At 75.7% G+C, this 26641-nt stretch carries 3 protein-coding genes (2 of these 3 only partly in view); all 3 read right to left on the bottom strand.

Annotated features, from left to right (window positions below):
- Tightly spaced (each overlapping or abutting the next), the 3 genes in view from ACIPXC_RS27330 to ACIPXC_RS27320 form a layout consistent with a single transcriptional unit that may run on beyond the window.
- Positions 1–6455, bottom strand: partial view of an SDR family NAD(P)-dependent oxidoreductase gene (locus ACIPXC_RS27330; RefSeq protein ID WP_401623480.1) — the 5' portion only. The gene continues 580 nt to the left of window position 1, outside the view; 6455 of the gene's 7035 nt are visible here — the first part of the coding sequence; the start codon lies at positions 6453–6455; its stop codon lies off the left edge, out of view.
- On the bottom strand, positions 6452–26017 hold the full coding sequence (locus ACIPXC_RS27325; protein WP_401623478.1) for an SDR family NAD(P)-dependent oxidoreductase: 19566 nt from the start codon (positions 26015–26017) through the stop codon (positions 6452–6454). The genes ACIPXC_RS27330 and ACIPXC_RS27325 overlap by 4 nt, the downstream gene beginning before the upstream one ends.
- Positions 26017–26641 carry the 3' portion of an amino acid adenylation domain-containing protein gene (locus tag ACIPXC_RS27320; RefSeq protein WP_401623476.1) on the bottom strand. It continues 4058 nt past the right edge of the window, so 625 of the gene's 4683 nt are visible here — the last part of the coding sequence; the start codon falls outside the window, past its right edge; the stop codon is at positions 26017–26019. Before ACIPXC_RS27320 ends, ACIPXC_RS27325 begins: the two co-directional genes overlap by 1 nt.

The raw sequence follows: 26641 nt of genomic DNA, 5'->3' as shown, positions 1-26641 counted from the left end.
GGTACGACGGCGGCCGGACCGCGCCCGAGCCGCAGGACGGTGACCGCCGGGTGCGGTCCGGCGAGGGCCTCGTCGAGCAGGCCGAGGGCCGCCCCGGTGGGCAGCGGCTCGATGCCGCCGCGGGCCAGGCGGTCCCGGTCGGCGGCCATGCCCTCGTCGAGCGCCCACGGCCCCCAGGCCACGGACACGGCCCGGCGGCCGGATGCGGCCCGCCGCCGGGCGAGGGCGTCCAGGAAGGCGTTGGCGGCGGCGTAGTTGCCCTGCCCCGGGCCGCCCAGTACGCCCGCCACGGAGGAGAACAGCACCAGTTCGGCTTCGGGCAGTAGTTCGTCGAGGTGAGCGGCGCCGTCGGTCTTGGGCCGCAGCACCCGCTCCAGGCGCTCCGCGTCGAGGGCGGTGACCACCCCGTCGTCGAGTACTCCCGCGGCGTGCACGGCCATGGTCACCCGACGGCCTGCCAGCAGGGTCTCCAGGGCGGCGCGATCGGCCACGTCACAGGCGGCCGCCTCGACCCGGGCGTCCAGTCCGGCCAGCCCTGCCGGGACCCGGCCGCTGCGGCTGACCAGCAGCAGGTCGCGTACGCCGTGCCGCTCCACGAGGTGGCGGACCACCAGTCCGGCGAGGGCGCCGCTCGCACCGGTCACCAGGACGGTACCGTCCGGGCGCGGTTCGGGCGCCGGCGCCGCGGCCGGTACGCGGACCAGCCGGGCTCCCAGCACCCGGCCGTCGAGCAGGCGCAGGTGCGGCTCGTCGGAACCGAGGGCGCGGTGCAGCGGCGCGAGGTCCTCGGCGTCCACGAGACCGAAGCGGCCGGGGTGTTCGGACTGGGCGGAGCGCACCAGTCCCCAGGCCGCGGCCGTGGCCAGGCCGGGGGCGGTGGTGACGAGGACCAGCCGCGCGGACGCGAACCGCGGGCCGGCGAGCCACTGCTGGAGCAGGCCGAGCACCTCGGTGGTGAGGGCCCGGGCGGCCGGGGCCGCCTCGGCGGCACCGGCCGGGGCGCCCGGGACGGGCAGGACCACCACCGGCGGCACGTCCGTCAGGGCGTCCAGGTCCCCGGCCCGCGCCAGCCGCGCCCCGGATGCCTCCAGGGCGGCGCCGATCCCCTCCGGGTCCGGACCGACGACCGCGTAGCGGGCTCCCGGTGACGGCTCGGGGGTCTCGACGGGCAGCCACTCCACCTGGTGGAGCGGCTCGGCCGGGGTGTCTGCCCGGCGCAGCACCACCGAGTCGACGGAGGCCACGGGCGCGCCCGCGTGGTCCGTGAGGAGGAGGTCGACCGCGTCGGCCCGGTGGTGGACCACCCGTACCCGGGCGGCGGTCGCACCCGGGGCGTGGACGCGTACGCCGGACCAGGCGAACGGCAGGTAGGGGCTGTCCCCGTCGAGGGCCGAGGTGAGGGCCACCGTGTGCAGGGCCGCGTCGAGGAGCACCGGGTGCAGCGCGTGCGCCCCGGGATCGCCGCCGGTGACGCCGCCGGTCGCGCCGTCGGGTACGGCGACCTCCGCGAAGACGGCGTCGGCGGTGCGCCAGGCGCGGCGCAGGCCCCGGAAGGCGGGCCCGTACTCCGTGAGCGTCTCGTAGAGGCGGGTGACGTCGAGTTCCTCGGCGTCACCGGGCAGGACCGGAGCGGCCGGGGGTTCCTCGGGAACGGGGGCGAGGACGCCGGTGACGTGGCTCGTCCAGCCACCGTCCCCGGTGCGGGCGTGGATCCGGAAGGCCCGCGTCCCGTCGGGCTCGGCGAGGTCCGCCACGAGGCGCAGGTCGGCCTCGCCCGATGCCAGCGGTGTGTGGGTGACGAGTTCGGCGATCCGGGGGCAGTGCAGCCGGGCTCCCGCCCGGAGGGCCAGGTCGACGAAGTAGGTCCCGGGGACCAGTACGACGCCGTCGACGGTGTGGTCGGCCAGCCAGGGCTGCTCCGCCGTGGAGATCCGCGTGCTGAACACGTGTCCGTCCGGCAGTTCGACCTCTTCGGCCGCGCCCGGGGAACTCCCGGACGGGGTACGGGTGGTGTCGACCCAGTGGCGCTCGCGGGCGAACGGGTAGCCGGGCAGCGAGAGGCGCCGCGGCCGGTCGGGCGCGGGCAGGCTGATCGCGGCGCCCTCGACCCAGGCCCGGGCCAGCTCCAGCAGGTCGTCGCCGTGGGCCGGTGCGGCGGAGCGGCGCCTGCGTCCCCGGTACTGGCCCGTGCCGGTGCGGAGCGCGTCGGCGAACTCGGCCGTCGTCGTGGCGACGACGGCGAGCCGCTCGTCGAGGTGGTCGCGTCCGGACCAGAGGGTGAAGGCGAGCGCTGCCGGGTCCACGCCGCCGCCGGTACCGGCGAGGCGGCGCGTCAGCTCGGCCGGGGTCGTGCCCCCGTCGACGTGGAGCCGGACGCCGAACTCCTCCTCGACGCGCCGGGCGAGGCGGGACAGGCGCGGGTAGTCGAGGCCGAGTTCCGCGAAGGGTTCGCCGGGATCGGCGGGGAAGCCCACGACCTCGGTCAGGATCCGCTCCAGGGCCTCGGGGCCCGCGCCCCGGCCGGCCCGGTCGAGGTACGCGAGCAGCCGCGCCACGCTCTCGTCGAGCCGGGCGGCGTCCTTCGCCGAGAGCACGAAGAGCCGGGCACGGTTGTCCTCCGAGGTCTGCGGTCCCGGCGCGACCGGGTGTTCGGCCAGCACGACGTGGGCGTTGGCGCCGCCCGCGCCGAAGGAGCTGATCGCCGCAGTGAGCGGAGCGTCCGCGGGCGGGTTCCAGGGTTCCAGGGTGCGCTGCACGCGGAACCGCGAACCCGCCCAGTCCACGGCCGGGTTGAGCGGCTCGGCGTGCAGGGAGGGCACCAGTTCGCGGTGGCGCATCTGGAGGACGACCTTGGTGAGCGCGGCGATGCCCGCCGCCGACTCCAGGTGGCCGATGTTCGACTTGACGGAGCCGATGGGCCAGGGCCCCCGGCCCGCGCCGACGGCGTCGAAGGCCCGCTCCAGGGCGGTGACCTCGATCGGGTCGCCCAGGCTGGTGCCGGTGCCGTGGGCCTCCAGGTAGCCGAGGTCGGCGGGGGCCACCCCCGCCCCCGTGAGCGAGTCGCGGACGAGTGCGGCCTGGGAGGCCGGGTCGGGCACGGAGAACCCGCCTGTGTGACCGCCGTGGTTGAGGGCCGTACCGCGGATCACGGCGTGTACGTGGTCTCCGTCGCGCAGCGCGTCGCGCAGCGGCCTGAGCAGCACCACGCCGACGCCCTCGCCGGGCACGTAGCCGTCGCCGCCCTCGCCGAAGGCGCGGCAGCGGCCGTCGGTGGAGAGGAAGGACGACTGGCTGAGCAGCAGGTACTTGTTGGGGTGGACGTGCAGGTTGACGCCTCCCGCGAGCGCGGCCTCGCACTCGCCCCGCCGGATCGCCTCGACGGCCAGGTGCAGCGCGGTGAGCGAGGAGGAGCACATGGTGTCGAGCGCGATGCTCGGTCCCTTGAGGTCGAGGAAGTAGGAGACGCGGTTGGCGATCGACGCGCTGAACGACGAGGGCACGAGGCCCGGTTCCTCCCGGACGCCGTGCAGTTGGTACTGGTTGTACATCACGCCCGCGAACACGCCGACGGCGCGGCCCCGCCAGGAGGAGGGGGCGTGCCCCGCCTCCTCGAAGGCGTGCCAGGCCTCCTGGAGGAACAGCCGTTCCTGCGGGTCGAGGACGGCGGCCTCGTTGGGCGAGATGTGGAAGAAGACGGCGTCGAACTCGTCGATGCCGTCGACGAATCCGCCCCAGCGGCCGTACGAGCGTCCGGGCACGCCCTTGGCGTCGCTGTGGATCGCCCGGTGGTCCCAGCGGTCGGCGGGCACCTCGGTGATGCCGTCACGGCCGGCCCTGAGGTTCTCCCAGAACTCGTCGAGCGTACGGGCGCCCGGGTAGCGGCCGCTGATCCCCACGACGGCGATCGCGTCGTCCTCGCCACCAGTGCCGCCGGAGGCTCCCGGCAGGGGGGTCGCGGGGGCGGTGACGGCGGCGACGGCCGCGGCCGGAACGGCGGGGGCCGGGGCGGCGGGAGCCGCAACGGCGGGAGCCGCAACGGCGGGAGCCGCAACGGCGGGAGCCGGGGCCGCAGCGGCCGGTGTGAACCGTTCGGTGATCTCGGCCGCCGAGCCCACGAGGGCCACCAGGTGCGGGCGGCCGCTGCCGACGGCCCGCAGCATGATGTCCACCGCGGTCGGGGTGTCCATGGCCTTCAGGCCCATCCGGCGCAGGGCGCGGTCGTCGAGCCGCATGCCTCCGTCCGACCAGCCGGGCCACCCGATCGACACGACGCCCGGCTTGCCCTCGGCGAAAGCGTCGAGGAAGGCGTTGGCGCACGCGTAGTCGGCCTGGCCCTGGTTCCCCCAGGCGGCGGCCGTGGACGAGCAGAGCACGAGGAAGTCCAGCCCCAGGTCCCGGGTGGCCTCGTACAGCAGGCGGGTGCCGGTGACCTTGGGCGCCAGCACGGCACGGACGTCCGCGGCGCTCTTGCCCGCGATCAGCCCGTCGCGCAGCACACCGGCGGCGTGCACCACCCCGTCCAGCGCGCCGAACCGGGACAGCGCCAGAGCGACCACGCGGCGCACGTCCTCGGCGCGGGAGACGTCCGCGCCGACCACCTGCACCTCGGCCCCGAGAGCGGTCAGTTCGGCGCTCAGCGCGGCGGTGGCCGCGGAGTCGGCGGCCGAGCGTCCGCACAGCACGAGCCGGGCCCGCACGGTCCGCGCCAGGTGCCGGGCCAGGGACAGGCCCACGCCGCCGAGCCCGCCCGTGATCAGGTACACGCCCCGTTCCCGCAGCCGGGCCGGGTGGTCCGGGGCCGGGGTGGGCAGGATCTCGCGCACCGAGCGCCGGCCCGCTTCGTAGCGCACCTCCACGTCCGGTACGCCCGCGGCGAGCTCGGCCAGGGCATCGGCGCGCTCCGGGGAGCACACCACCGCGGCGCGTACGCCGGGCTGCTCTCGGTGGAGGGTGCGCAGCAGACCCGCGACCGCCGAGGCGGCCGCGCTCAGGGGCAGGTGGCAGACGATCCGTACGGGGCTGCGCCGGCTGCGCAGCAGGGCGGCCGCGAAGCCGGTCAGGGCGACGGCCTCGCCCTCGACCTCCTGCGGATCGGCGGGGGTCCAGAGCACGTCGGAGGCGTCGTGCCCGGTGAGCAGGGCAGCCCAGTCGCGCGCGGTCCTCCCGTCGACGCTCAGGACGGACGCGGGAGTCGGTGCCGGCGTCGGTGCCGGCGGCAGCGGCGCGTCACGCCAGCGGGGCTCGAACCAGACCACCTCGGCGGGCACGTCCTCGCGCACGTCCTGCTCCTGCTCCTGCTCCTGCTCCTGCGGTGCGACGGCGGCCGGGCGGGCCCCGCCCTCGGGCAGTTCGTACGCGCCCAGGTACTCGACGAGGGCCTCGAAGGAGCTGTGCTCGAACAGCAGGGTGGGCGAGAAGTCGGTGCCGTACGCCCCCTCCAGGTCTGCGGCGATGCCCAGCAGCGCCGTCGAGTCGAGGCCCAGCTCGTAGAAGCCCGCCTCCTCGTCGAACTCGGCCCGGCCGAGCCGTTCGGCGAGCAGGCCGCGCACCAGGCTCTCGGAGGTCTCCCCGGCGGGCGCGGTCCCGGCCGGCTGCGCCGCGCGCGGGGAGCCGTCCAGGCGGGTGATGGCGTCCTCCTCCCGGACGCGCTTCGAGGTGAGGCCCCGCAGCCACAGCAGGACGCCGCCGTCGGCGTCGAGGAAGCGCAGGTCGCAGGTGGTCAGATCGCCGGCCGGGCCGGTCGCGCGGGGCGGGGTGGCGTGCACCCGGGTGCGGTCGCCGACCGGCCCCCGGGCCCGGAAGGAGTCGATGAGCATCGGGATGTAGGGCCGGGCCGCCGCGCCGGCGCCGGCCGTGGCGAACTGCGTCGGCAGCAGCGTCGACGAGTCCAGCGCGGCCGGGTGCAGGTGGAAGTAGTCGGCGTACGCGGCGGCCTCCGGGCCCAGCGAGAGGTCCGCGAGCAGCTCGCGGTCGCCGACGTGCAGGGTGCCCCGGGCCCGCATGAACTCCCCGTGCTCGATGCCGGTCCGGCGGACGAGCCCGTACAGGTCGGCCATGTCGGCCGTACGGGGCATGCCCGCGCGCAGGGCGGACAGGTCGACGGCCTCGGCCGGGAAGGGCACGTCCAGATGGAGCCGGCAGTCGAGGACCGGCTCGGTCTCGCCCGTGGGGCGGCGGGTTCCGGTGACGGAGACCCGGTGGCCGTCCGCGTCCGCCGTGAACTCCACCCGCAGCTCGGTGTCGAAGTCCGGGCCGGCGGCCACGGGGTTGCGGAACAGCACGCGGCGCAGCTCCACGCGGGAGGTGTCGACACCACGGGCCCGCAGGATCCGGTAGATCATGTCGAGGAACGACACTCCGGGCAGGATGCGCGTGCCGTGCACGCGGTGGTCACGCAGCACCGGGTCGGTACCGCGCACCACCACGGAGCAGATCAGGCCGTCCAACGGGTTCATTTCTTTCCTTCCGGCACGGCGGAGAACTCAAGCTCGAAGAACGGCGCGGGGGCCGGTGCGGGCGTTCGCGCGGGCGGTTGTACGGGGGTGTGCGCGGGCGGTTGTACGGGGAGGTCCGACACGGGCCGGTCGAACCAGAAGCGCCGCCGCCGGTAGCGGGGCGGGTCCAGAGGTCCGCGCGCGGGAACGTGGGCTTCGGGTGCCTGGCGCACCACCATGTGGGCGTTGGTGCCGCCGAACCCGAAGGAGCTGACGGCGGCGCGGCGCGTACCGTCGCGGCCCGTGAACCCGCGCGGTTCCCGTACGGGGAACAGCGGGGACTCCTCGAAGCGGAAGCGGCGGTTGAGGGTCGCGCAGTGCAGCGTCGGCGGCAGCTGCGCGTGGTGGACCGACAGCAGGACCTTGATCAGTCCGGCCATGCCGGCCGCGCTGAGGGTGTGCCCGATGTTGGTCTTCACGCTGCCGACGCCGCAGAAGCCGACCTCGTCGGTGCGGGCGCGGAAGGCCTCGGTGAGCGCCTTCAGTTCCATCGGGTCGCCGATCATGGTGCCGGTGCCGTGGGCCTCCACGTAGCCCAGCTGAGTCGGGGAGACACCGGCGTCGGCCAGGGCCGCCTCGATCACCTCCCGCTGTGCGCGCGGGTTCGGCGTCGTGATGCCCATGGTGCGGCCGTCGTTGTTGACGGCGCTGCCCTCGATCACCGCGTAGATCCGGTCGCCGTCGCGCACGGCGTCGGACAGCCGCTTGAGCAGCAGCGTGCCGGCGCCCTCGCCGAGGACGATGCCGTCGGCCCGCTCGTCGAACGTGTGGCAGCGTCCCGTGGGCGACAGTGCGCCCGCCCCGCTCATCCCGACGAAGGGCACCTCGTCGAGGAGGATGTCGACCCCGGTCGCGAAGGCCAGGTCGCACTCCCCGGTCCGCAGGCCGGCGGCGGCCATGTGCACGGCGACGAGGGCGCTGGAGCAGGCGGTGTCGACGACGACGGACGGTCCTCGCAGGTCGAGGTGGTGGGACAGCTGAGCGGCGATGAAGTTCTGCGCCATTCCGCTGATCGAGTGCGGACCGGCGGCTGCGACGTGCGCGCCGAAGTTCGCCGCACGGGCGCCCGCGAAGACGCCCACGCGCCGGCCCGCGACCTCCGCGGGGGTGAGTCCGGCGTCGGCCAGGCATTCCACGCCGGTCTCCAGGACCTGCCGGACCAGGGGGTCGACGTGTGCGGCGCCGGCCGGGTCGATCCGGAAGTGCTCCGGGTCGAAGTCCTCGATGGCGTCGAGGAAGCCGCCCCACTTGCTGACGGTGGTGCCGGGCTGGGGGTCGGGCCGCCAGAAGCGGTCCTTGTCCCAGCGGGAGGGCGGCACCTCCGTGACGGAGTCCGTCGCGGACATCAGGTTCCGCCAGAACGTCCCGTGGTCGGGGGCGCCGGGAAAGTGGGCGGCGATGCCGATGACGGCGATGTCCTCGCGCCGCGCGGCCGCTCCGGCGGTGGGAGCGCCGTACGCGACGGCCTCGGCCGGGGCGGGCACCGGGGCCGGAGCCGGAGCGGTGACCTCGGCAGGGGCCGCCGGGACGGCGGACGCGACGGCCGGGCCGGCGTCCTCCGAAGGGGTCGCGGGGTCCGGCACCTGGTCGCGCAGGGCCTCGGCGAGGAGGACCACGGTCGGGTTCTCCAGGATGGTCGAGGGCTCCGCGACGACGCCGAGCTCCCGCTCCAGCGCGGCGAGGATCTGGGCGATCATGATCGAGTCCACGCCCAGGTCGGCGAAGTCCTCGTCCCCTCCGATCGCCGCGGGGTCCAGCCGGAGCGTCGAGGCGATGACCCCGGTCACCCGGCGGACGAGGCCGTGCGCGGCCGGTACCCCGCGCGGGGCGGCCGACGGAGCCGGCGCGGGCGCCGTCCCGTCCGGCCGGCCCGGCGCGGGCACGGCCAGCAGCCGGGCGGCGTCGAAGCGTCCGGCGTCCACGACGCAGGGCAGCACGACCGGGTCGGGGCCGCTCATGGCGCGGTCCAGCAGGTCCAGTCCCGCCTCGGGGGCCAGGGTCCGCAGGCCGAGGTCCCGGTAGGCCGGGGTGTCGACCTCGGGCATGCCGGCCGCACGCCAGCTCGGCCACTGCAGCGACCGGATGACGGGGCCGGAGGCGCCGCCGGTGGCGCCGCCGGTGGCGGTGCGGTACTCGGCGACGCGGTCCAGCACGGAGTTGGCCAGCGCGTAGTCGCTGAGGCCCACGGCCAGCGCGGGCACGCCGCCCGCGACGGACGAGTACAGCACGACGAAGCGCAGCGGGTCGCCGGCGCAGCCGTCCAGGACGGCCTGGAGCCCCGCGGTCTTCGGTTCCAGGACCCGTTGCACGTCCTCGGTCCGCTTGCCGATGAAGGCCGGGTCGCGCATGACGCCGAGTCCGGCGCAGTGCACGATGCCGACGATCGGGCCCATCTCGCGCCGGGCGCGGTCGAGTACTTCGGCGATCCCGTCCAGCGGGCCGGTCTCGAACACCACCCGGACCCCGGGGCGTTCCAGGGCCGCGAGGTCGCGCAGCCTGGCCGCGAGGGCCGGGTCGGTGCCGGGGTCCGCGAGGAGGGCGGCCCACTCGGTCCGGGAGGGCAGCGGGGTGCGGCCGAGGAGCACGAGCCGGTCGGCGCCCCGCTCGACGAGCCGGGCCGCGAGCAGCCGGCCCAGCGCGCCCGTTCCTCCGGTGATCACGACGGTCCGGCCGGCGAGGTCCGCGGACCAGTCGGCGCAGGCGGGCGCCGCGTCGGCGGGGCGCAGCACCGGACGGTGCCGTACGCCCGCCCGTACGCAGGCCTCGGTGACCGGGTCGGTCGCCGCGAGTTCGGCGGCGGCCGCCTCGCGCAGCGCGGCCGGCTCCAGGGTGTCGAGGTCGAGGGTGCGGGCGGCCAGCCCGCGGTACTCGGCCGTGAGCATCCGGACGAGGCCCGCGTAGGCCGCGCCGCGCAGCGTGGGCCGCTCGGTCCGGAAGGTGGTGAGCCCCCGGGTCAGGTGGAGGTAGGTGAAGCCGCGGGTGCGGTTCTCGGTGACCAGCTCACGCAGGAGCGCGATCCGCGGCCAGTCGGGGTCCGGAGTGGTGAGTGGTGCGTCCGACACGTCGGCCAGGTCGATCACGGCCGGCGCGAGGCGGGCCGCTTCGGCGATCCGCCGGGCGGCGTCCTTCTCGCCGCCGTCCACGCGGACCACTGTGGCGGTGGGCCCGAAGGCCCTCGTGGCGAGGGACTCGTTCTCGGCGCGGGCCAGCACCAGGATCCCGGCGGGCAGTTCGGCGGGCGGCAGCGGAGCGGCCTCCCACCGCTTGACCAGGAGCAGGGAGGAGTCCACCGGGGCGGACGCGCCCCCGGTGGCGGCCGGCGTCGTGAGCCAGTGCCGCTCGCGGGCGAACGGGTAGGTGGGCATGGACGCCGGCTGCGGCCGGTCGGTGCGCAGGGCGGCCCAGTCGATGTCGGCGCCGTCCTGCCAGAGCCGCGCGAGCCGGTCGAGCCGTCCCTCCCGGACCAGACGCGCGAGGTACTCGGCGCCTTCCGGTTCGGACAGCCAGGCGTGGTCGCCGTCCATACCGGCGTGGGCGTGTTCGGCCGCGAGGTGGCCGGCCAGCTGGTCGCGCAGGTCGCGGGTGGAGCGGGCGACCACTGCGAGGCGGGCGGCCATGGGGACGCGGGCGACCTGGGAGGTGTACGCGAGTGAGGCGAGCGACGGCGCGTACGGGTCCGTGCCGCTGCCCCTGCCGCTGCTGTTGTCCGCGTCCGCGTCCGCGTCCGCATCGAGGAACTCCACCATCGCGGCGGCGTACCGGCGCAGGGCGGCCTCGTCCCTGCCCGACAGCAGGAACACCTCGTCGGCGTCGTACCGCAGCGGGGCCGGGGGCGTGGTGGTGGGCGCCTCTTCCAGGACGACGTGCGCGTTGACGCCGCCGAAGCCGAAGGAGCTGACGCCCGCGCGCAGCGGCAGGGGCGCGCCGTCGGCGTCCGCGGGCGCCCACGGGGTCGTCTCCCGTACGGGCCGGAACGGCGTACCGGTGAGGTCGATCAGCGGGTTGAGCGTCTGGAGGTGCAAGGTCTTCGGCAGGGTCCGGTGCCGCATCGCCAGCACCACCTTGATGACCCCGGCGACGCCTGCGGCGGGCTCCAGGTGTCCGATGTTGCTCTTCACGGTGCCGATGCCGCAGGGCGTGGCGGGTCCGTCGGCCAGGGTGCGATGGGCCCGGACGAGGCCGTCGATCTCCACCGGGTCGCCGAGGGAGGTGCCGGTGCCGTGGAGTTCGGTGTAGGACACCGTCCCGACCGGTACCCCGGCGTCCCGGTAGGCCTCGACGAGCAGGGCGGCCTGGGCCAGCGGGTTGGGGGCGGTCAGCGAGGAGGCGTGCCCGCCGTGGCCGACCGCGCTGCCGCGGATCACCGCGTGCACCCGGTCGCCGTCGGCGAGGGCGCGGGAGAGCGGCTTGAGGACGAGTACGCCCACGCCCTCGCCCTTGACGTAACCGTCGGCCGTCGCGTCCAGGGCCTTGCAGCGGCCGTCCGGGGAGAGTACCCCGAGCTGGTTCCCGGCCACCACGGTCTGCGGCGAGAGCACCAGGCTCACGCCGCCGGCGACGGCGAGCTCGCTCTCCCCCGCGCGCAGGGCCCGGACGGCGCGGTGCAGCGCCACGAGGGAGCTGGAGCAGGCGGTGTCGATGCTCTCGCTCTGGCCCTTGAGGTCCAGCAGGTACGAGATGCGGTTGGCCAGGATGGTCCGTGCGAGGCCGGTGCCCGCGTGGGGGTTGACCTGCTCGCCGCGCAGGACCATCGACTCGTAGTCGTTGAACTGGACGCCGGCGAAGACGGAGACGCGGCGGCCGGCGAGCCGGTCGGCCCGGCAGCCCGCGTCTTCCAGGGCGGCCCAGGTGTGTTCGAGGAACAGCCGGTGCTGCGGGTCCATGACCTCCGCCTCGGCGGGCGAGATCTTGAAGAACCGAGCATCGAACCGGTCGACGTCGCTCAGGAATCCGCCCCAGCGGGCGGTGCCGCCGAAGCGCCGGGACACCTCCTGCCAGTCCCAGCGGTCGGCGGGGGTCTCGGTGATCAGGTCCTCACCGTCCCTGAGGTGCCGCCAGAACTCCGTCAGGTCCGCCGAGCCCGGGAAACGTCCGGACATGCCGACGATGGCGACGGCGTCCTCCCGGGTGGGCACGGTGGACGAAACGGCGGAAGGAGCGGTGGCAGGGGAGGGGGCGGCGGAGGGGGTGGTGGCGGTGGAGAGGGCTGTGGCGGTGGCCGGCGTCCGGTTCCGTTCTGCCAGGGAGGGGTGCTCCGCGAGCAGGTGCCGGGCGAGCCTCTCGACCGTGTTCTCGCCGAACAGGGTCGTCGTCGGCACCGAGACGCCGTAGCGCTCCTCCAGTGCCACGGAGAGGGACTGCAGCCCGAAGGAGTCCAGTCCGTACTCCCCGAAGCCGGCCTCCGGGTCGAGCGCCTTGGGCGCCAGGCCCAGCAGTTCGGCGACGAGCTCCCGCAGCCGCTCGGTCAGATCGCCCGCGTGCACGGGAGCGGCGGGGGCGGCGGGGGTGTCGGAGGGCGCCGGGGCGGCCGGGCGGGCGCGGTGCCCGTGCTCCCGGATCCGCAGCGCCTCGACCTGCTCGCGCATCCGCTCGGGCGCCCCGGGCAGTACGGCGACCTGGGGGCGTCCCAGCCGCAGGGCGAGGTCGAGCAGCCGTTCGCCCTCCTCGGCCTCCAGGTAGCGGAAGCCCGTGTCGGCGAGGTAGCGGCGCTCGTCCTCGGCCTCCACGTGCATGCCTCCGGCACGCCACATGGGCCAGTCGATTGAGACCGTGTGCCCGCTGCGGCGGCCGGCCGTACGCAGGGCCGCGCGCTCCTCGGCGAAACCGTCGAGGTAGCGGGCGCCGACGGCGTAGTCGACCAGGCCGTAGTCGCCGAGCTGCCCGGCCAGCGAGGAGTACAGGACGAACAGGTCCAGCGGTTCGTCACGGGTCACGTCGTCGAGGACACGGGTGCCCTCGATGCGGGCCCGCAGGTGGGAGCGGAACTCCGCGAGGTCCTTGCCGGGCAGCGGTGTGCGCGAGGCGGTCGCCGCCAGGTGGAAGACCCCGTGCAGGGCGCCCCACTTCTGCTTGACGTCCGCCACGACGCGGGCCATGGCGGCCTGGTCCTCCACGGACGCCTGGAAGTAGGCGACGTCGCCGAGGGCGCGCAGGCCGGCGAGTTCCCGGGCCCGGTCCTCGGCGGAGGACCGGCCGGTGAGGGCCACCCGGGCGCCGCGCGACAGCAGGGTGCGGGCGAGGAGCAGTCCGAGACCGCCGGCGCCGCCGGTCACCAGGTGGACGGCTCCCGGGCGCAGCGGGGACTCCGTGACGGGGCTCGGGTCGGTCTCCGTGAGCACGCGCACGGTGCGGCCGGCCGCGGAGAGGCGGACGGCTGCCGCGGAGAGCCGCTCGGCGGCCACCTCGGCGAGCAGGGCGGCCTGTTCGACCCGTCCGGCGACGCGGACGACGCCGAAGGCGGTGCCGGGCAGGGCGGCGCGCAGCGAGGTGTCGAACCCTCCCCAGGCCTCGGCCATGGCGCCCTCCGGCACCAGGACCTGGATCCGTGCGGCGGCCCGGGAGGACGTCATGGCGCGTACGAGCAGGAAGGCCGACTCGATGCCCAGGTCCGGGCGCTCGGGGTGGAGCAGCGGCCACTGGTGCACGATCCGGTCCGCACCGGCGGCGAGCAGCCGGGTGTAGTCCTCGGCCTCGCCGGGGCGGATCGTGACGGTGGAGCCCTCGTCGGCGTACGCGGCTCCGGCCCGCACGGTGACGGCACCGGGGACCGGCAGGTCGCCGAAGACCAGCACCCGGCCCGGGTGCGGGGCGGCGGGCGGCGCGGGCTCGGCCACCCATTCGGCCGTGAACAGGCTGACGGGTGCCGGGCCGTCGGCCTCCCCGGAGCCGGACTCGGGAGCGGACCCGGAAGCGGTGCCGGCGCCGGTCCGTGCGACGGACCCGGCGGCGGCCTTCGCCTCGGTCGCCGGGACGGTCGCGGTGGCCGTCGCCGGGTCGGTGGCCGGCGCGGTGGCCGCCGCGGGAGCCCCGTCGGTGAACCAGTACCGGTCGGCGGCGAAGGGGTACGGCGGCAGCGAACGCAGCTTCGGCGTCCGCTCCCACCGGGCGGACCAGTCGACCGTCGCGCCGCGCACCCATGCGGCGGCGGTCTCCTCGTCGCCCCGCCCGTCGAACGGCGCGCGGTCGGCGTGCCGTTCCACGCGCCCCTGGTGGATGCCGGCGAAGTCCCCGGCGAGGTAGCGGCGCAGGGTGTCCACCGCGTGCGCGCCCGAGTCCGCGACGAAAGCCAGGCGTTCGGCGTGTTCGGTGCGGCCGGACTGGAGGGTACGGGCGGTTCCGGCGAGGTCGTGCTCCCAGCCGTCCCGGGTGTCGACGAGGGAGCGGGCGGTGGCCCGCAGCCGCTCCGGGTCGCGGGCGGAGAGGACAAACACGGCCGGGCGGCCGGACGGCGCCGGTTCGTCGGCCGGGTACTCCTCCAGTACGACATGGGCGTTGACCCCGCCGTAGCCGAAGGAGCTGACCCCGGCGCGGCGCGGGACACCGGGGGCCACGGGCGTCCAGTCACGTGCCTCCACCGCGATCTCGCAGGCCGTGCCCTCCAGCGCCAGGTGGGGGTTGAGTTCCGGGCCGTGCGGGTCCCCGGTGATCCGTCCGTGGCGCATCGACAGCAGGACGCGCAGCACGGCGGCGATGCCGGCCGCCGGTTCCAGGTGGCCGATGGTGTTCTTCAGGGCTCCCAGGGCGCAGTGCGGGGCCGCCGGAGCGGGGTGGCCCCAGTCGCGGTAGAGCTCGGCGAAGGCCTGGCGCAGGCCGTTGGTCTCGGCGGGGTCGCCGATGACCGTGCCGGTGCCGTGGGTCTCGACGTACCCGATGGTCGCCGGGTCCACGCCCGCCTCGCGGTGGGCCTTCACGATCACCTCGGCCTGGCCGCGCGGGTTGGGCGCGGTCAGCGAGTTGGAGCGGCCGCCGTGGTTGACGGCGGTGCCGCGCAGGACGGCGAGCACCGGGTTGCCGTCGGCGCGGGCACGGCTGAGCCGCTTGAGCACGACGGCTCCGACGCCCTCGCCGCGCACGTACCCTGCGGCGTCCTTGTCGAAGGCCCGGCCCACGCCGTCGGGGCTGAGCATGCCGGCCCGTTCGAGGGAGGCGAAGGTGACCGGGGACAGCATGAGGCTGACGCCGCCGGCGATGACGGTGTCGCAGTGTCCGAGCCGCAGGGCCTCCGCCGCGCGGTGCAGGGCCACGAGCGAGCTGGAGCAGGCGGTGTCCACGGGTTCGCTGGGGCCGCGCAGGTCGAGGTGGTACGAGATGCGGTTGGCCAGCATGGAGGGGGTCAGGCCGGTCGAGGAGTAGGCGTCGGTGGCCGTGTCCGAGCGCTGCACGAGCTCGGCGTACTCGGACGAGCCGACGCCGACGAACAGGCCGGTGTCGGTGCCGGCGAGGCGGGTCGGGTCGATGCCCGCGTCCTCCAGCGCCGACCACACCGTGCGCAGCAGCAGCCGCTGGCGGGGGTCCATCCAGCGGGCCTCGCGGGGCGAGATGCCGAAGAACAGCGGGTCGAAGCGGTCGATGTCCGGCATGAAGCCGCCCCGGGTGATCCGGGTCCGGTCGGGGTGCAGGGCCGGGTCTCCGTAGTGGGCGCGGCTGTCCCAGCGGTCGGCGGGCACGTCGGAGAAGAGGTCGCCGCCCTTCTGGAGGGCCGCCCAGAACTCGTCGAGGTTCCGTGCGCCGGGCAGGGTTCCCGCCATGCCGACGATCACGACGGGGTCGTCCTCGGCCGGCAGGTCCCGTGCGGGCTCGGCCGGCCCGGGCGGGGCGGCGTCCGGGTGCTCGTTCTCCAGCCACTCCGCGAGTGCGGAGGGGGTGGGGGTGGCGAGCAGCTGGTCGGGGCCGACGGGTACGCCGAAGGCGTTGGAGACCTCGTCGGCGAGCCGGATCAGGCCGAGGGAGTCCAGGCCGTGCTCGTGGAAGGAGCCCGCCGGGTCGAGGTCGGCGGGGGCGTATCCGCTGACCGTGCCCAGCAGGGTCAGTACGGCGTCCCGGAGCCGAGTGCCCCGGGCGGGGGCGTGCGCGGTCCCGGATGCCGTCGGGGCCACCGGGGCCGCGGAGGCCACCGGGGCGGCGAGGGCGGCCGGGGTGACGGCGTCGATCCAGCAGCGGGTCCGGGCGAAGGGGTATCCGGGCAGGGACAGGGCCGGTACCGGGCCGGGCCGGCCGGCCTCCCAGTCGAAGACCTCTCCCCCGGCCCAGCGGCGGGCCGTGTCGTGCGGATCCGCCGCGGAGGGGCGGGAGGCGGCCCCCGGCTCGGCCGTCACGACGCCGGTGTGGCCGCCGGGCCGCCCGTCGAGGAACGCGTCGAGCGCCTCGGCGAGTTCGCCCGCCGAGCGTGCGACGACGGCGAACCGGTGGGCCATGGCCTCGCGGCCGGTCTGGAGGGTGCGGGCGAGCCGGACGAGGTCCACACCGGCGCCGCCTCCGGCGCGGCCCGCGAGTTCGCGCAGGGTCGTGCCGCCGTGCACGGAACCCGCCCCGACAACGTCGCCGAGGCCGATCAGCCGCACCATCGTGGTCGGGTCCAGGCCCAGTTCGTCGAGGGGTTCGTCCACCGCCGTGACGGGGACGCCGGCCGCGGCCGCGATGTCCCGGGGATCGGCGCCGGTACCCGTCGAACCGAGCCAGGTCCGCATGCCCGAGACGACGCGGCGCAGTCCCTCCGCGTCCCGCGCGGAGAACGGGAAGACCTCCGGTCCCTCCGGGCCGCCGGACCGCCGGTCCGTGGTCCGGTACTCCTCGACCACGAGGTGGGCGTTGGAGCCGCCCGCGCCGAAGGCGCTGACGCCTGCGCGCAGGGGCCCGGCGCCCGTCCAGGGGGCGAGTTCGCGCTGCACCCGGAAGGGCACGGTGTTCCAGTCGACGGCGGGGTTGAGGGTGTCCGCGTGCAGGGAGGGCGCCAGTTCGCGGGCCTTCATCTGGAGCAGGACCTTGGTGAGGGCCGCGATACCCGCGGCCGACTCCAGGTGGCCCACGGAGGACTTGACCGAGCCGAGGGCGACCGAGCCGGCCGGCAGGTCGCCGAAGGCCCGTACGAGTCCGGCGACTTCGGCCGGATCGCCGAGCGGGGTCCCGGTGCCGTGCGCCTCGACGTACGAGATCCCGTCGGCCGGCACACCGGCCGAGCGCAGGGCCCGGGCGATGACCTCGCCCTGGGCGCCGGGGCTGGGCACGGCGAATCCGCCCGTCTTCCCGCCGTGGTTGACGGAGCTGCCGAGGATCACGCCGAGGATGCGGTCCCCGTCGCGCTCGGCCGCCGCCAGCGGCTTGAGCAGGACGGCGCCGACGCCCTCGCCGGGTACCATGCCGTCGCCGTCCGCCGCGAAGCTGCGGCACCGGCCGCTCTCGCCGGTGAACCCGCCGGCTGCCAGCTGGCGGTACTTGCGCGGGTGCGGGGCGAGGTTGACGCCGCCGGCGAGCGCGTACTCCGCCTGACCGGTCGCCAGGGCCTCGCAGGCGAGGTGGATGGCGGTGAGGGAGGAGGAGCACATGGTGTCGACGGCCAGGCTCGGCCCGTGGAAGTCGAAGAAGTACGAGACCCGGTTGGCGATGGACGCGTAGCCCATGCCGCCGGCGAGGCCCCGCTCGTCCTCGAACAGCTGGTAGTGCCCGTACATGACGCCCACGTACACGCCGACGCGGCTGCCCCGCAGGCGGGCCCGGGTGTAGCCGGCGTCCTCCAGCGCGTGCCAGGACGTCTGGAGGAAAAGCCGTTCCTGAGGGTCGGTCAGTTCGGCTTCGCGCAGGGACATCTGGAAGAAGCGGGGGTCGAACTCGTCGATCCCGTCCAGGAATCCGCCCCAGCGGCTCACCGGCCGGCCGTCCGCGCCGGCGGGAGCCCGGTGGTCCCACCGGTCGGCGGGCACCTGCCCCACACAGTCGCGGCCGGACCGCAGGTTCTCCCAGAAGGCGTCGAGGTTCTCGGCCTGGGGGTAGCGGCCGGCGACGCCGACGATCGCGACGCGGTGGTCGGCGGCCGGCACGGACTGCGCCGGGCGCGCGGCCGGACGTACGTCGCCGCCGGGCGCCTGGACTGCCGGGACGGCGCCCGGCGCGGGGGTGGGAACGGCGACCGGCGCCGGAGCGGGCTCGGGAAGGAGTGCGCGCACTCGGTCGGCGTGCCGCTCGACCAGGTAGTCGGCGACCTCGCGGACGGTCGGGTATTCGAACAGAAGGGACACCGGCAGCTCGCCCATGCCCTCGGCGAGGACGTCCACGATGAGGGGCACCGTCAGCGAGTCGACGCCGAAGTTCTCGTACGTTTCGTCCAGCCAGAGCCGTTCGCGCGGCACCTGGAGGATCTGCGCGAAGGCGTCCTTGACGTACTCCCGCGCGGCCTCCAGCAGCGCGTCGCCGTCCGTGCCGGACGGCCCGGACGACGGGAGCGGGGGCTCCGCGGCGCGCGGCGGCGCGGCGGGCGCCGCGGCGGCGGTGGGCGGCGTGCCGCCCGGTGCCGTCTCCGCGACCACCACGTGCTGGCTCAGCCCCTCGTCCGCCGGCACGGCCCGGCTGCGGGTGAAGCCGGCGAGGGCGAGGGCCTTGCGCCATCCGGGCGCGGAGAGCAACGGGGAGCCGGGCAGGCGTAGTTCGGCGTCCTCGTGGAGCCACCAGCCGTCGAGCAGGCCGAAGGTGAGGGTGGCGGTGAGAACGTTGCTGCTGGCCTCGTTGAGGACCAGCCGTCCGCCGGGCTTGAGCAGCCGGGTCACCGCGCGCAGGGTGGCGAGCAGGTCGGCGGTCGCGTGCAGGACGTTGGCCGCCACGACCAGGTCCGCGCTGCCCGGGGTGAAGCCCTGGGTCTCGGGGTCCGCGGAGATGTCGAGCCGCTGGAAGCTGACGTACGGGTGCGCCTCGGCGAACCGCTGCTCCCCGTGCCGCAGGAAGGCGCGGGAGATGTCCGTGTAGACGTACGTCACCTCCGTGCCCGAGGCTGCGAGGGCGGGGAGGACGCTCGCGGTGGTGCCGCCGGTGCCCGCGCCGATTTCGATGACGGTGAGCGGGCCCTCGTGGCGTGACAGCAGGTCCCGGACGGCTCCCACGACGAGTTCGTTGGCGCGGTCGACGACCGGGCTGCCCCGGTAGGCGCCCTCGACGAGGGCGCTGGAGCCGCCGGGGAACATCACGTCGGTGGCGCGGACGGTGCCGCGCAGCACGCCGAAGAGGTTCTGCATGCAGGGGCGCAGCAGCCGGTCGAAGCGGTTGAGCGCGGGCTTGCGCTCGCACAGCTCGACCAGGTCTGCCTCGGGGTCCTCGGCGGCCCGGCGTCCGGCGGGGACGAGTGCTCCGCCCCGGTCGTCGAGGAAGCCGCCCTCGGTCAGCTGGCGCAGGAGCTCGGCGAAGAGCCTACGCTGCGCGGGGACGACGCCGAGCCGCTCGGCGAGCGCGTCGGGCTGCCAGCTCTCGGCGTCGCCGAGGTACACCCCTTCACGCTGGAAGAGCGTCCACAGCCAGTCGCACATGACCTCGGTCAGGCGGGCGTCGTCGGCCTCGGTGAGCAGCCGGGCGACCGGGGGGAGCTGGGCCAGCGACGGCACCAGGGACACGTCGTCGGAGGGCGTCCCCGGGTCGGACGGCGTCGTCTCCGGGCCGGCCGGTTGCCCGGCGGCCCGACGCGGCTGGGCGCCGACCGCGGCGAGTGCGGCCGCGTCGGCCTTGACCACGACGACCTGCCGGTCCTCGCGTCCGAGCACCGCGTGCACGGCGGCCATCCCCTCCTCCGGGGTGATCGAGTGGATGCCGGTGGCGGCGAGCCGCTCGCGGTAGCGCTCGTCGGCGACGATGCCGACGGTTCCCCAGTAGCCCCAGTTGATGACGGCCACCCGGGCCCCGAGCATCCAGTCGAGGTGGTGGGCGAAGGCGTCCTCGAAGGTGGATCCGGCCGCGTAGTTGCCCTGGCCTGCGCTGCCGGACAGGGCGACCGCCGAGGAGAAGAAGAGGACGAAGTCCAGGCCGCCCACGCCTCTCAGGGCGGCGTGCAGGGCGACCGAGGTGTGCGCCTTGGCGTCGAGGACGGAGCGGAAGGTCTCCTCCGTCATGGTGGCGACGGTCTGGTCGCGCAGGACGATCGTGGCGTGGAAGACGCCGTGCAGGGCGCCGTGGGTGCTCCTGGTCCACTCGACGGCCTCCCGCAGCGCGGCGGGGTCGGTCGCGTCGGCCCTGCGGTAGGAGACGAGGGTGCCGTCCGGGTCGATGGCGCGCAGCCGTGCGCGGCGGTCGGCGTCCAGTTCGCTGCGGCCGAGGAGGACGACCTTCGCCCGGTAGCCGCGCACCAGCCATTCGGTGAGTTCCAGGCCGATGCCCCCGGCCCCGCCGAGGATCAGGTAGGTGCCGTCCCGGCGGATCCGCTCCTGCGGCGGCGTGATGGCGACCGGGGCGAGTCGGCGGTGGTGGAGCACGCCCCGGCGCAGTGCGTAGGGGCCGCCGGCGGGGGCGTCGAGGACGTCCGCGGCGGGCGCGTCGGCGGAGGAGCGGTCGACGACGGCGACCTGCCAGCGGGGGTGTTCCTGGGCCAGCGACAGGGCCAGGCCGTGCAGGCCGGCCGCGTACGGGTTGGCGACGGGTTCGTCCGCCGTGGTGAGGGCGTCCTCGGTGACCACGGTGAGGCGGACGGCCGAGCGGGTCCGCTGGAGGACCTTGGCGAGCCGGAACAGGGCGAGGACACCGCGTTCCTGGGCCGCTTCGAGCGCGGCGGTGTCGTCGGTCGCGCCCCCGGCGCGGGGGGCGAGGAGGATCACGTGGTCGGGCCGGCCGGTCGCGGTGGCGACGCGGTCGTGGTCCAGTTCGACGACGGCGCCGCCGAGGCGGGCGCGCAGGGCGGCCGCCAGCGGTGCCGAGTCCGGTGCGCTCACGAGCCAGGTGGTGGCCCCGTCGGGGAGCGGTTCCGGGGCCGGGCCGGACAGCTCGGTCCAGCGCGGTACGAACATCAGGTCGTCCGCGGCGGCCGCCGCCGCGGCAGAGACGGCCGCTGCGGCGGGGGATCCGGCCGGCCGGGCCTGGGCGACGCCGGGCGCGGGCCTCAGCGACAGGTCGCGCAGTCGCACGCGGATGTTCCCCTCGGAGTCGGTCAGGGTGAGGTCGTAGCGGTCGGTGCCGACGGTGCGGACGTGGGCGTACCCGAGGTCCGTCACCGGGGCGTGGACTTCGGCCGCGGTGAGGGCGTACGGCACCATCGCGGGGCCGTTGTCCCGGTCTCGGAGGACGGCGAAGGCGTGCAGGGCGCCGTCGACCACTGAGGGGTGGAGGGCGGAGCCGGCGAAGCGGGCGGCTTCGGCGGGGATCCGCAGGCGTACGAGCGCCTCTCCGTCGCCCGCGGTGATCGATTCGACGGCCCGCAGGGCGGGGCCGTAGAACAATCCCGCCGCCGTGAGGTCGGCGTAGAGGCCGGCGCCTTCGTGGCGGCTGCCGAGGCGGGCCCGTACGGCGTCGATGTCCAGGGTCTCCCCGGCGGGCGCGGACAGGGGCTCCACCCGGCCCTCGGCGAGGAGTTCGCCGCTGTCGTCGCGCAGGTCGAAGCGCATGCCGTTGTCGCCGCTGCGCAGCCGTGTCCTGGCCGTGCGCTCGGCGCCGGCCACGACGAAGGGCCGCAGCCAGCGGACGTTCGACAGCCGCAGCCGCTCCCCCGCCCCGGCTGCCCCGGCGGCGGCACGGGCCATCTCCAGGACGGCGGCGGCGGGCAGCAGACGCGTCTCGCCGAGCCGGTGGCCGCCGATGTAGGGGTGCTCGGGGTCGAAGACGGTCCGGTAGGTCAGGCCGTCCAGGCTCTCGGCCGGGTCGATCGCGTCGAGCAGCGGGTGCACCGGACCCGCTGCGGTGCGCTCGGCCGCTCGTGCGGCCGGTACGGGCGGCGACCAGATGGTGTCGGTGAGCCAGCAGCGGAGTTCCTCGAAGGGGTAGCCCGGCAGCGGCACGCGGCTGCCGTTCCCCGCGGGCCACGTGACCGGGGCTCCGGCGACCCAGGCGGCGCCGATCGACGCCGGGTCGCTGCTCGTGGGTGCGGCGGCGCGGGAGGCGGCGCGGCCGCGGGCGCTGCCGGTCCAGACTCCCGTCGGGTCGTCCCCGCGCAGCCGGGCCACCAGCTCGGTGACGGTGGAGGCCAGGACGACCATGCGGTCCGCCCACTCCTCGCGCCCCTGCTGGAGGGTGAACGCCACGTCGGCGAGGTGGGGTGACGATCCGTCCGCCAGGCCGCGTTCCAGGGCGTCTGCCAGTTCGGCGGCGAGCACCGGGAGCCGTTCGGGCACCCGGGTGGAGAGCGGGAACAGGTACGGGCCGGGCTCCTGTCCGGCGGCCGGCGGGGCGACGTACTCCTCCACGACGAGGTGGGCGTTGGCCCCGCCCGCGCCGAAGGAGCTGAGGCCTGCGCGCCGGGGGGCGCCGTCGGGCCGGGGCCACGGGGCGAGGTCGCGCTGCACGTGCAGCGGGGTCGAGTCGAAGTCGATGTTCGGGTTGAGCGGGTCCGCGTGCAGCGAGGGCACGAGCCGGCCGTGCCGCATCTGGAGCAGCACCTTGCACAGCCCGGCCATGCCGGAGGCCGATTCGAGGTGGCCGACGTTGGACTTGACCGAGCCGATCGGCAGGCTGCGCGGGGGCAGTCCGGCCTCGGCCAAGGCGCGGGCGAGTCCGCGGATCTCGACGGGGTCGCCGAGGGCGGTGCCGGTTCCGTGCGCCTCCAGGTAGCCGAGGGTGGCCGGGTCCACGCCCGCCTCGCCGAGCGCCTGTGCGACGAGGTCGCCCTGGGCGACGGGGTTGGGCACGGTGAAGCCGTTGGTGCGGCCGCCGTGGTTGACGCTGGTCCCGAGGATGACGCCGTGGATGTGGTCGCCGTCCCGGACGGCGTCCGCGAGCGGCCGGAGCAGCACCGCGCCGACGCCCTCGCCGGGGACGTAGCCGTCGCCGTCCGCGCCGAAGCTGCGGCAGCGGCCGTCGCTGGAGGTGAAGCTGCCCTGGCCGAGGAAGCGGTACTTGTACGGGTGGACGTGCAGGTTGACCCCGCCCGCGACGGCCAGGTCGGTGTCCCCGGCGCGCAGGTCGCGCACGGCCAGGTGAATGGCCGTCAGCGAGGAGGAGCACATCGTGTCCACGCCCAGGCTGGGGCCGGTGAGGCCGAGGGTGTAGGAGACGCGGTTGGCGATGGAGGCGTGCGAGGAGGCGCCGATCCGGCCGTCCTCGGCCTCGTGAAGCTGGTAGAGCCCGTACATCGCGCCGACGTACACGCCGACGCGGTGGGAGCGCAGGTCCGCGCGGGTGCGTCCGGCGTTCTCCATGGCGTGCCAGGCGGTCTGGAGGAACAGCCGTTCCTGGGGGTCGACGATCTCCGCCTCGCGGGGCGAGACGCCGAAGAAGAGCGGGTCGAACATGTCGACGCCGCGCAGGAAGCTGCCCCAGCGGCTGTAGCGGGCCGCCCGGTCGGCGGGGGTGGCCTGGTCGTAGTCCCGCCAGTCCCATCGGTCCGCCGGGATCTCGGTGATCAGGTCCCGGCCCGCCTGAAGGTGGTCCCAGAACTGGTCGAGGGTGTCCGATTCGGCGAAGCGGGCGGCAACGCCGACGATGGCGATGGGCACGGGCCCGGAGGGGGCGTGGGCGGGGGCCTCGGCGGCTCCCGGGAGCACGGCAGGGGCGGCGGCCACCGGCTCCGGAGCCCCGTCCGCCCGGGGTGCCGGCACGGTCACCGGTTCGGGCGCGGGTGCCAGTTCCGCGAGGCGGGAGCCGTGGTGCTCGGTGAACCAGCCGGCGAGGGAGCGCAGGTCCTGGTACTCGAAGAACAGGGTCTTCGGCAGGGATCCGAAGTGGTCCTCCAGGCGGCGGGTCAGGTCCATGATCAGCAGTGAGTCGATGCCGAACCGCTCGAACGGCGCGTCGGCCTCCATCTCCTCGGCCGGGAACTCGAAGACCTCGGCGAGCACCCCGCGCAGGAACTCCTCGGCCGCGTCGGCGGACGGCGCCGTCGGCTCCGCCGTCGGGACGGACGGGACGGACGGGACGGACGGGACGGCGCGCGGGGCGGGGACGGAGGGGGCCGAGGGCGCCGGCGCGTTCAGTACCTCGCGCAGGCGCGCCAGGTTGCCGTGCGCCACCAGGACGTGGTCGCCGCCGTGGCCCAGAGCCCGGTCGAAGGCCTCCAGTCCGGCGTCGGTGGGCATGGCCACCAGTCCGACCTGACGGGCCATCCGGGCCGCCGAGGCCTCGTCGGCGTCGACGCGTATGCCCCCGTCGGCCCACAGCGACCAGAGCACGGAGAGGCTGCGGCCGGGCCGGCCGCTGCCCCGGCGCCAGGCCGTGAACGCGTCCAGGAAGCGGTTCGCGTAGGCGTAGTCGGTCTGGCCGGGGCTTCCCGCGGCCCCTGACATGGAGGAGAAGGAGATGAAGAAGTCCAGCGGGTCGCCGGCGGTGGCCCGGTCCAGCTCCACGGTGCCGCGGACCTTGGGGCCGAGCACGGCCGCGCTCTGCTGGTCGCTCTTGCCGATCAGCAGGGCGTCACGGGTGGTTCCGGCGAGGTGCAGGACCCCGTGGAGCGGCCCGAAGGAGCCGTGGATCCGCTCGACGAGGTCCCCGGCGGCGCCGGGAACGCCCAGGTCGGCGGGTACGTAGTGGACGTCGAGACCGGCGGAGCGCAACTCCGTGAGGTCGGCCTGCGCCGAACGGCCCGTCAGGACGTAGCGGGCGTCGCCTCCCAGGTGGGCGACGAGCCGGCGGCCGAGGGCGCCCGCGCCGCCGGTCACCAGCACGGTGCCGCGCGGGGCGAGCGGCGCCGGGTCGGGGGCCACGGGCTCCCAGCGCGGCACCTGCCGGCCGGCGGCTGTGTAGCGGACGCGGAACTCGTGGGCGGCGCGCGCCTCGGACTCGACGGTGGCGGCGAGGCCCGCCGTGCCCGCGTCGACCGCGGAGACGAGGAACTGCGGGTCCTCGTTGGCGAGGGCCCGGGCGAACCCGTCCAGGGCCTCGGCGCGCGCGTCCTCGACCCCGCCGGACGTGCGGAACACGTGCAGGACGCGCACCGGGTGGCGGGTGGGCTGGGCCGCCCAGGACCGGTACAGCCCGGTGAGGGCGGGCAGCGGGTCACCGCCCGCGGTGTGGACGAGGAGGAGTTCCCCGTCGCAGGGGAAGACGGAGTCCTCGGTGGTGCGTTCGGCTCCGGTGAAGGTCTCCTCGCCGAGCAGGAGGGTGCGCACGGTCCGGCCGGCGGCCGGCGCGGGGGCGTCCTGCCAGCGCTGTGCGAGCAGGTGGGCGCCGATGGTGCCGTCGAGGCGGGCGGCGCCGTCGACCGGCCGGGTGACGACGGCCCGCAGCCGCACGCGGACCCGGCCCTGGTCGTCGGCGAGGGCGATGTCGTGGCCGGCCGGGGTCCGCACGGCGTGCACGTGGCCCTGTTCGGGGAGCGGTCCAAAGATCTCGACCTCGTCCAGGGAGAAGGGCAGTTCGCGGGCGCGCGGGGCCGAGGGGGCCTCGTCGGTCCACAGGCAGGCCTGGAGCATCGCGTCGAGCAGGGAGGGGTGAAGGGCGAAGTCGGAGAAGGGAAGGTCCGCCGCCGCGGGTACGGCGACGTGCGCGAGGACCTCGCCGGGCGCGGACTGCACCGAGCGCAGCCCCTGGAGGCTGGGCCCGTAGCCGCCGCCGAGCACGCGGAAGACCTCGTAGCACTCCTCGGCGGTGGCCGTACGCGGCAGCCGGGCCCGGATCGCGTCCAGGTCGAGGCGCGGTGCCTCGGGACGAGGGCCGAAGCGGAGGGTGCCGGCGGAGCAGAGCGCGCCTTCGGCGCCGCCGTCGGTGAGCCGGACCTCGTAGGAGACCCCGTCGGCCGTGGGCGCGAGGTGCAGGCGCACGCGGGCCGGCTCGTCCTCGACGAGCACGGGGCGGGCCCACAGCACGTTGACGATGCCGGTGGCGCGGCCGTGGCCCTGCTGTTCGGCCGCGGCCACCGCGAACTCCAGGGCTGCCACGGCGGGCAGGATCCGGATCCGGCCCAGGGCGTGGTCGCGCAGGTAGAACTCCTCGCCGGTCAGCAGCCGTTCGCCGGGGCCGTCGGCCAGGGCGGCGGGCGGCTTGATCCAGTAGCGGCGGGTCGGCCGGGGCGGCAGGGGCAGGGAGAGACGGGCGGGGCGGTCGCCGGAGGGCTCGGGCAGGACGACGTCCCGGCCGGTGACCCACAGGCGGGCGGCCTCTGCCGGATCGCCGGTGGCCGCGGGCGCGGCCCCGCCGCCGGAGGCCGCGGCGGCGCCGGCCGTCGCGGTGCCGGTCACGAGGCCTTCCCCGTCGCGCAGGCGCGCGGCCAGTTCGGCGACGCTCCCGACGACCAGGGCGATGCGCTCGCGCAGGGGTTCCCGGCCGACGCGCAGGGTGTGCGCGATGCCGTCCAGGGAGGCCGACGGGTGCTCGTCGAGCCAGGTGCACAGCTCGGCCCGGTACCGGTCGAGCTGTTCGGGGCCGTCGGCGGACAGGAGGACCAGTCGGGCGGTCCTGTCCTCGGTGGTGCCGCTCATCAACGCTGTCCCGCCTCTTCGACTACCACGTGCACGTTGCTGCCTCCCATACCGAACGAGCTGACGCCGACCCGGGCAGGCGTCCCCTCGCGTGTTTCCCATGTCTGTGCGGCGGCCTGGATCCGGAACGGACTGCCGTCGAGGTCGAGCATCGGATTCGGCGTCCGCAGGTCCACCAGGCCGGGAAGCGTGCGGTGACGCATCGCCAGCAGGACCTTCACGACGCCGGCGACGCCCGCCGCGGCCTCCAGATGGCCGATGTTCGTCTTGACCGACCCGAGGCCGGTGCGTCCCGGAACCACCGGGATCCCCCAGTCGGCGTACAGTCGGCCGAACGCCTCCTTGAGGGCGTCGATCTCGATCGGGTCGCCGAGCGGGGTCCCCGTGCCGTGCGCCTCGATGTAGTCGATCGTGTCGGGCGCGACCCCGGCCGACCGGTGTGCGGCGAGCACGACGTCGCGCTGCGCCTGCGGGTTGGGGACCGTGAGCGAGTGGGTGTGCCCGCCGTGGTTCTCCGCCGAGCCGATCAGCACGCCGTGCACCGGGTCTCCGTCGGCCAGGGCCCGGTCGAGGCGTTTGAGGGCGAGGAGCACGACGCCCTCGCCCCTGCCGTAGCCGTCCGCG

The sequence above is a fragment of the Streptomyces sp. NPDC090021 genome, assembly GCF_044748225.1.
In the GTDB taxonomy this organism is placed as follows: Bacteria; Actinomycetota; Actinomycetes; order Streptomycetales; family Streptomycetaceae; genus Streptomyces.
The sequence above is the reverse complement of the archived record's forward strand: the minus strand, read 5'-3'. Positions and strand labels throughout refer to the sequence as shown.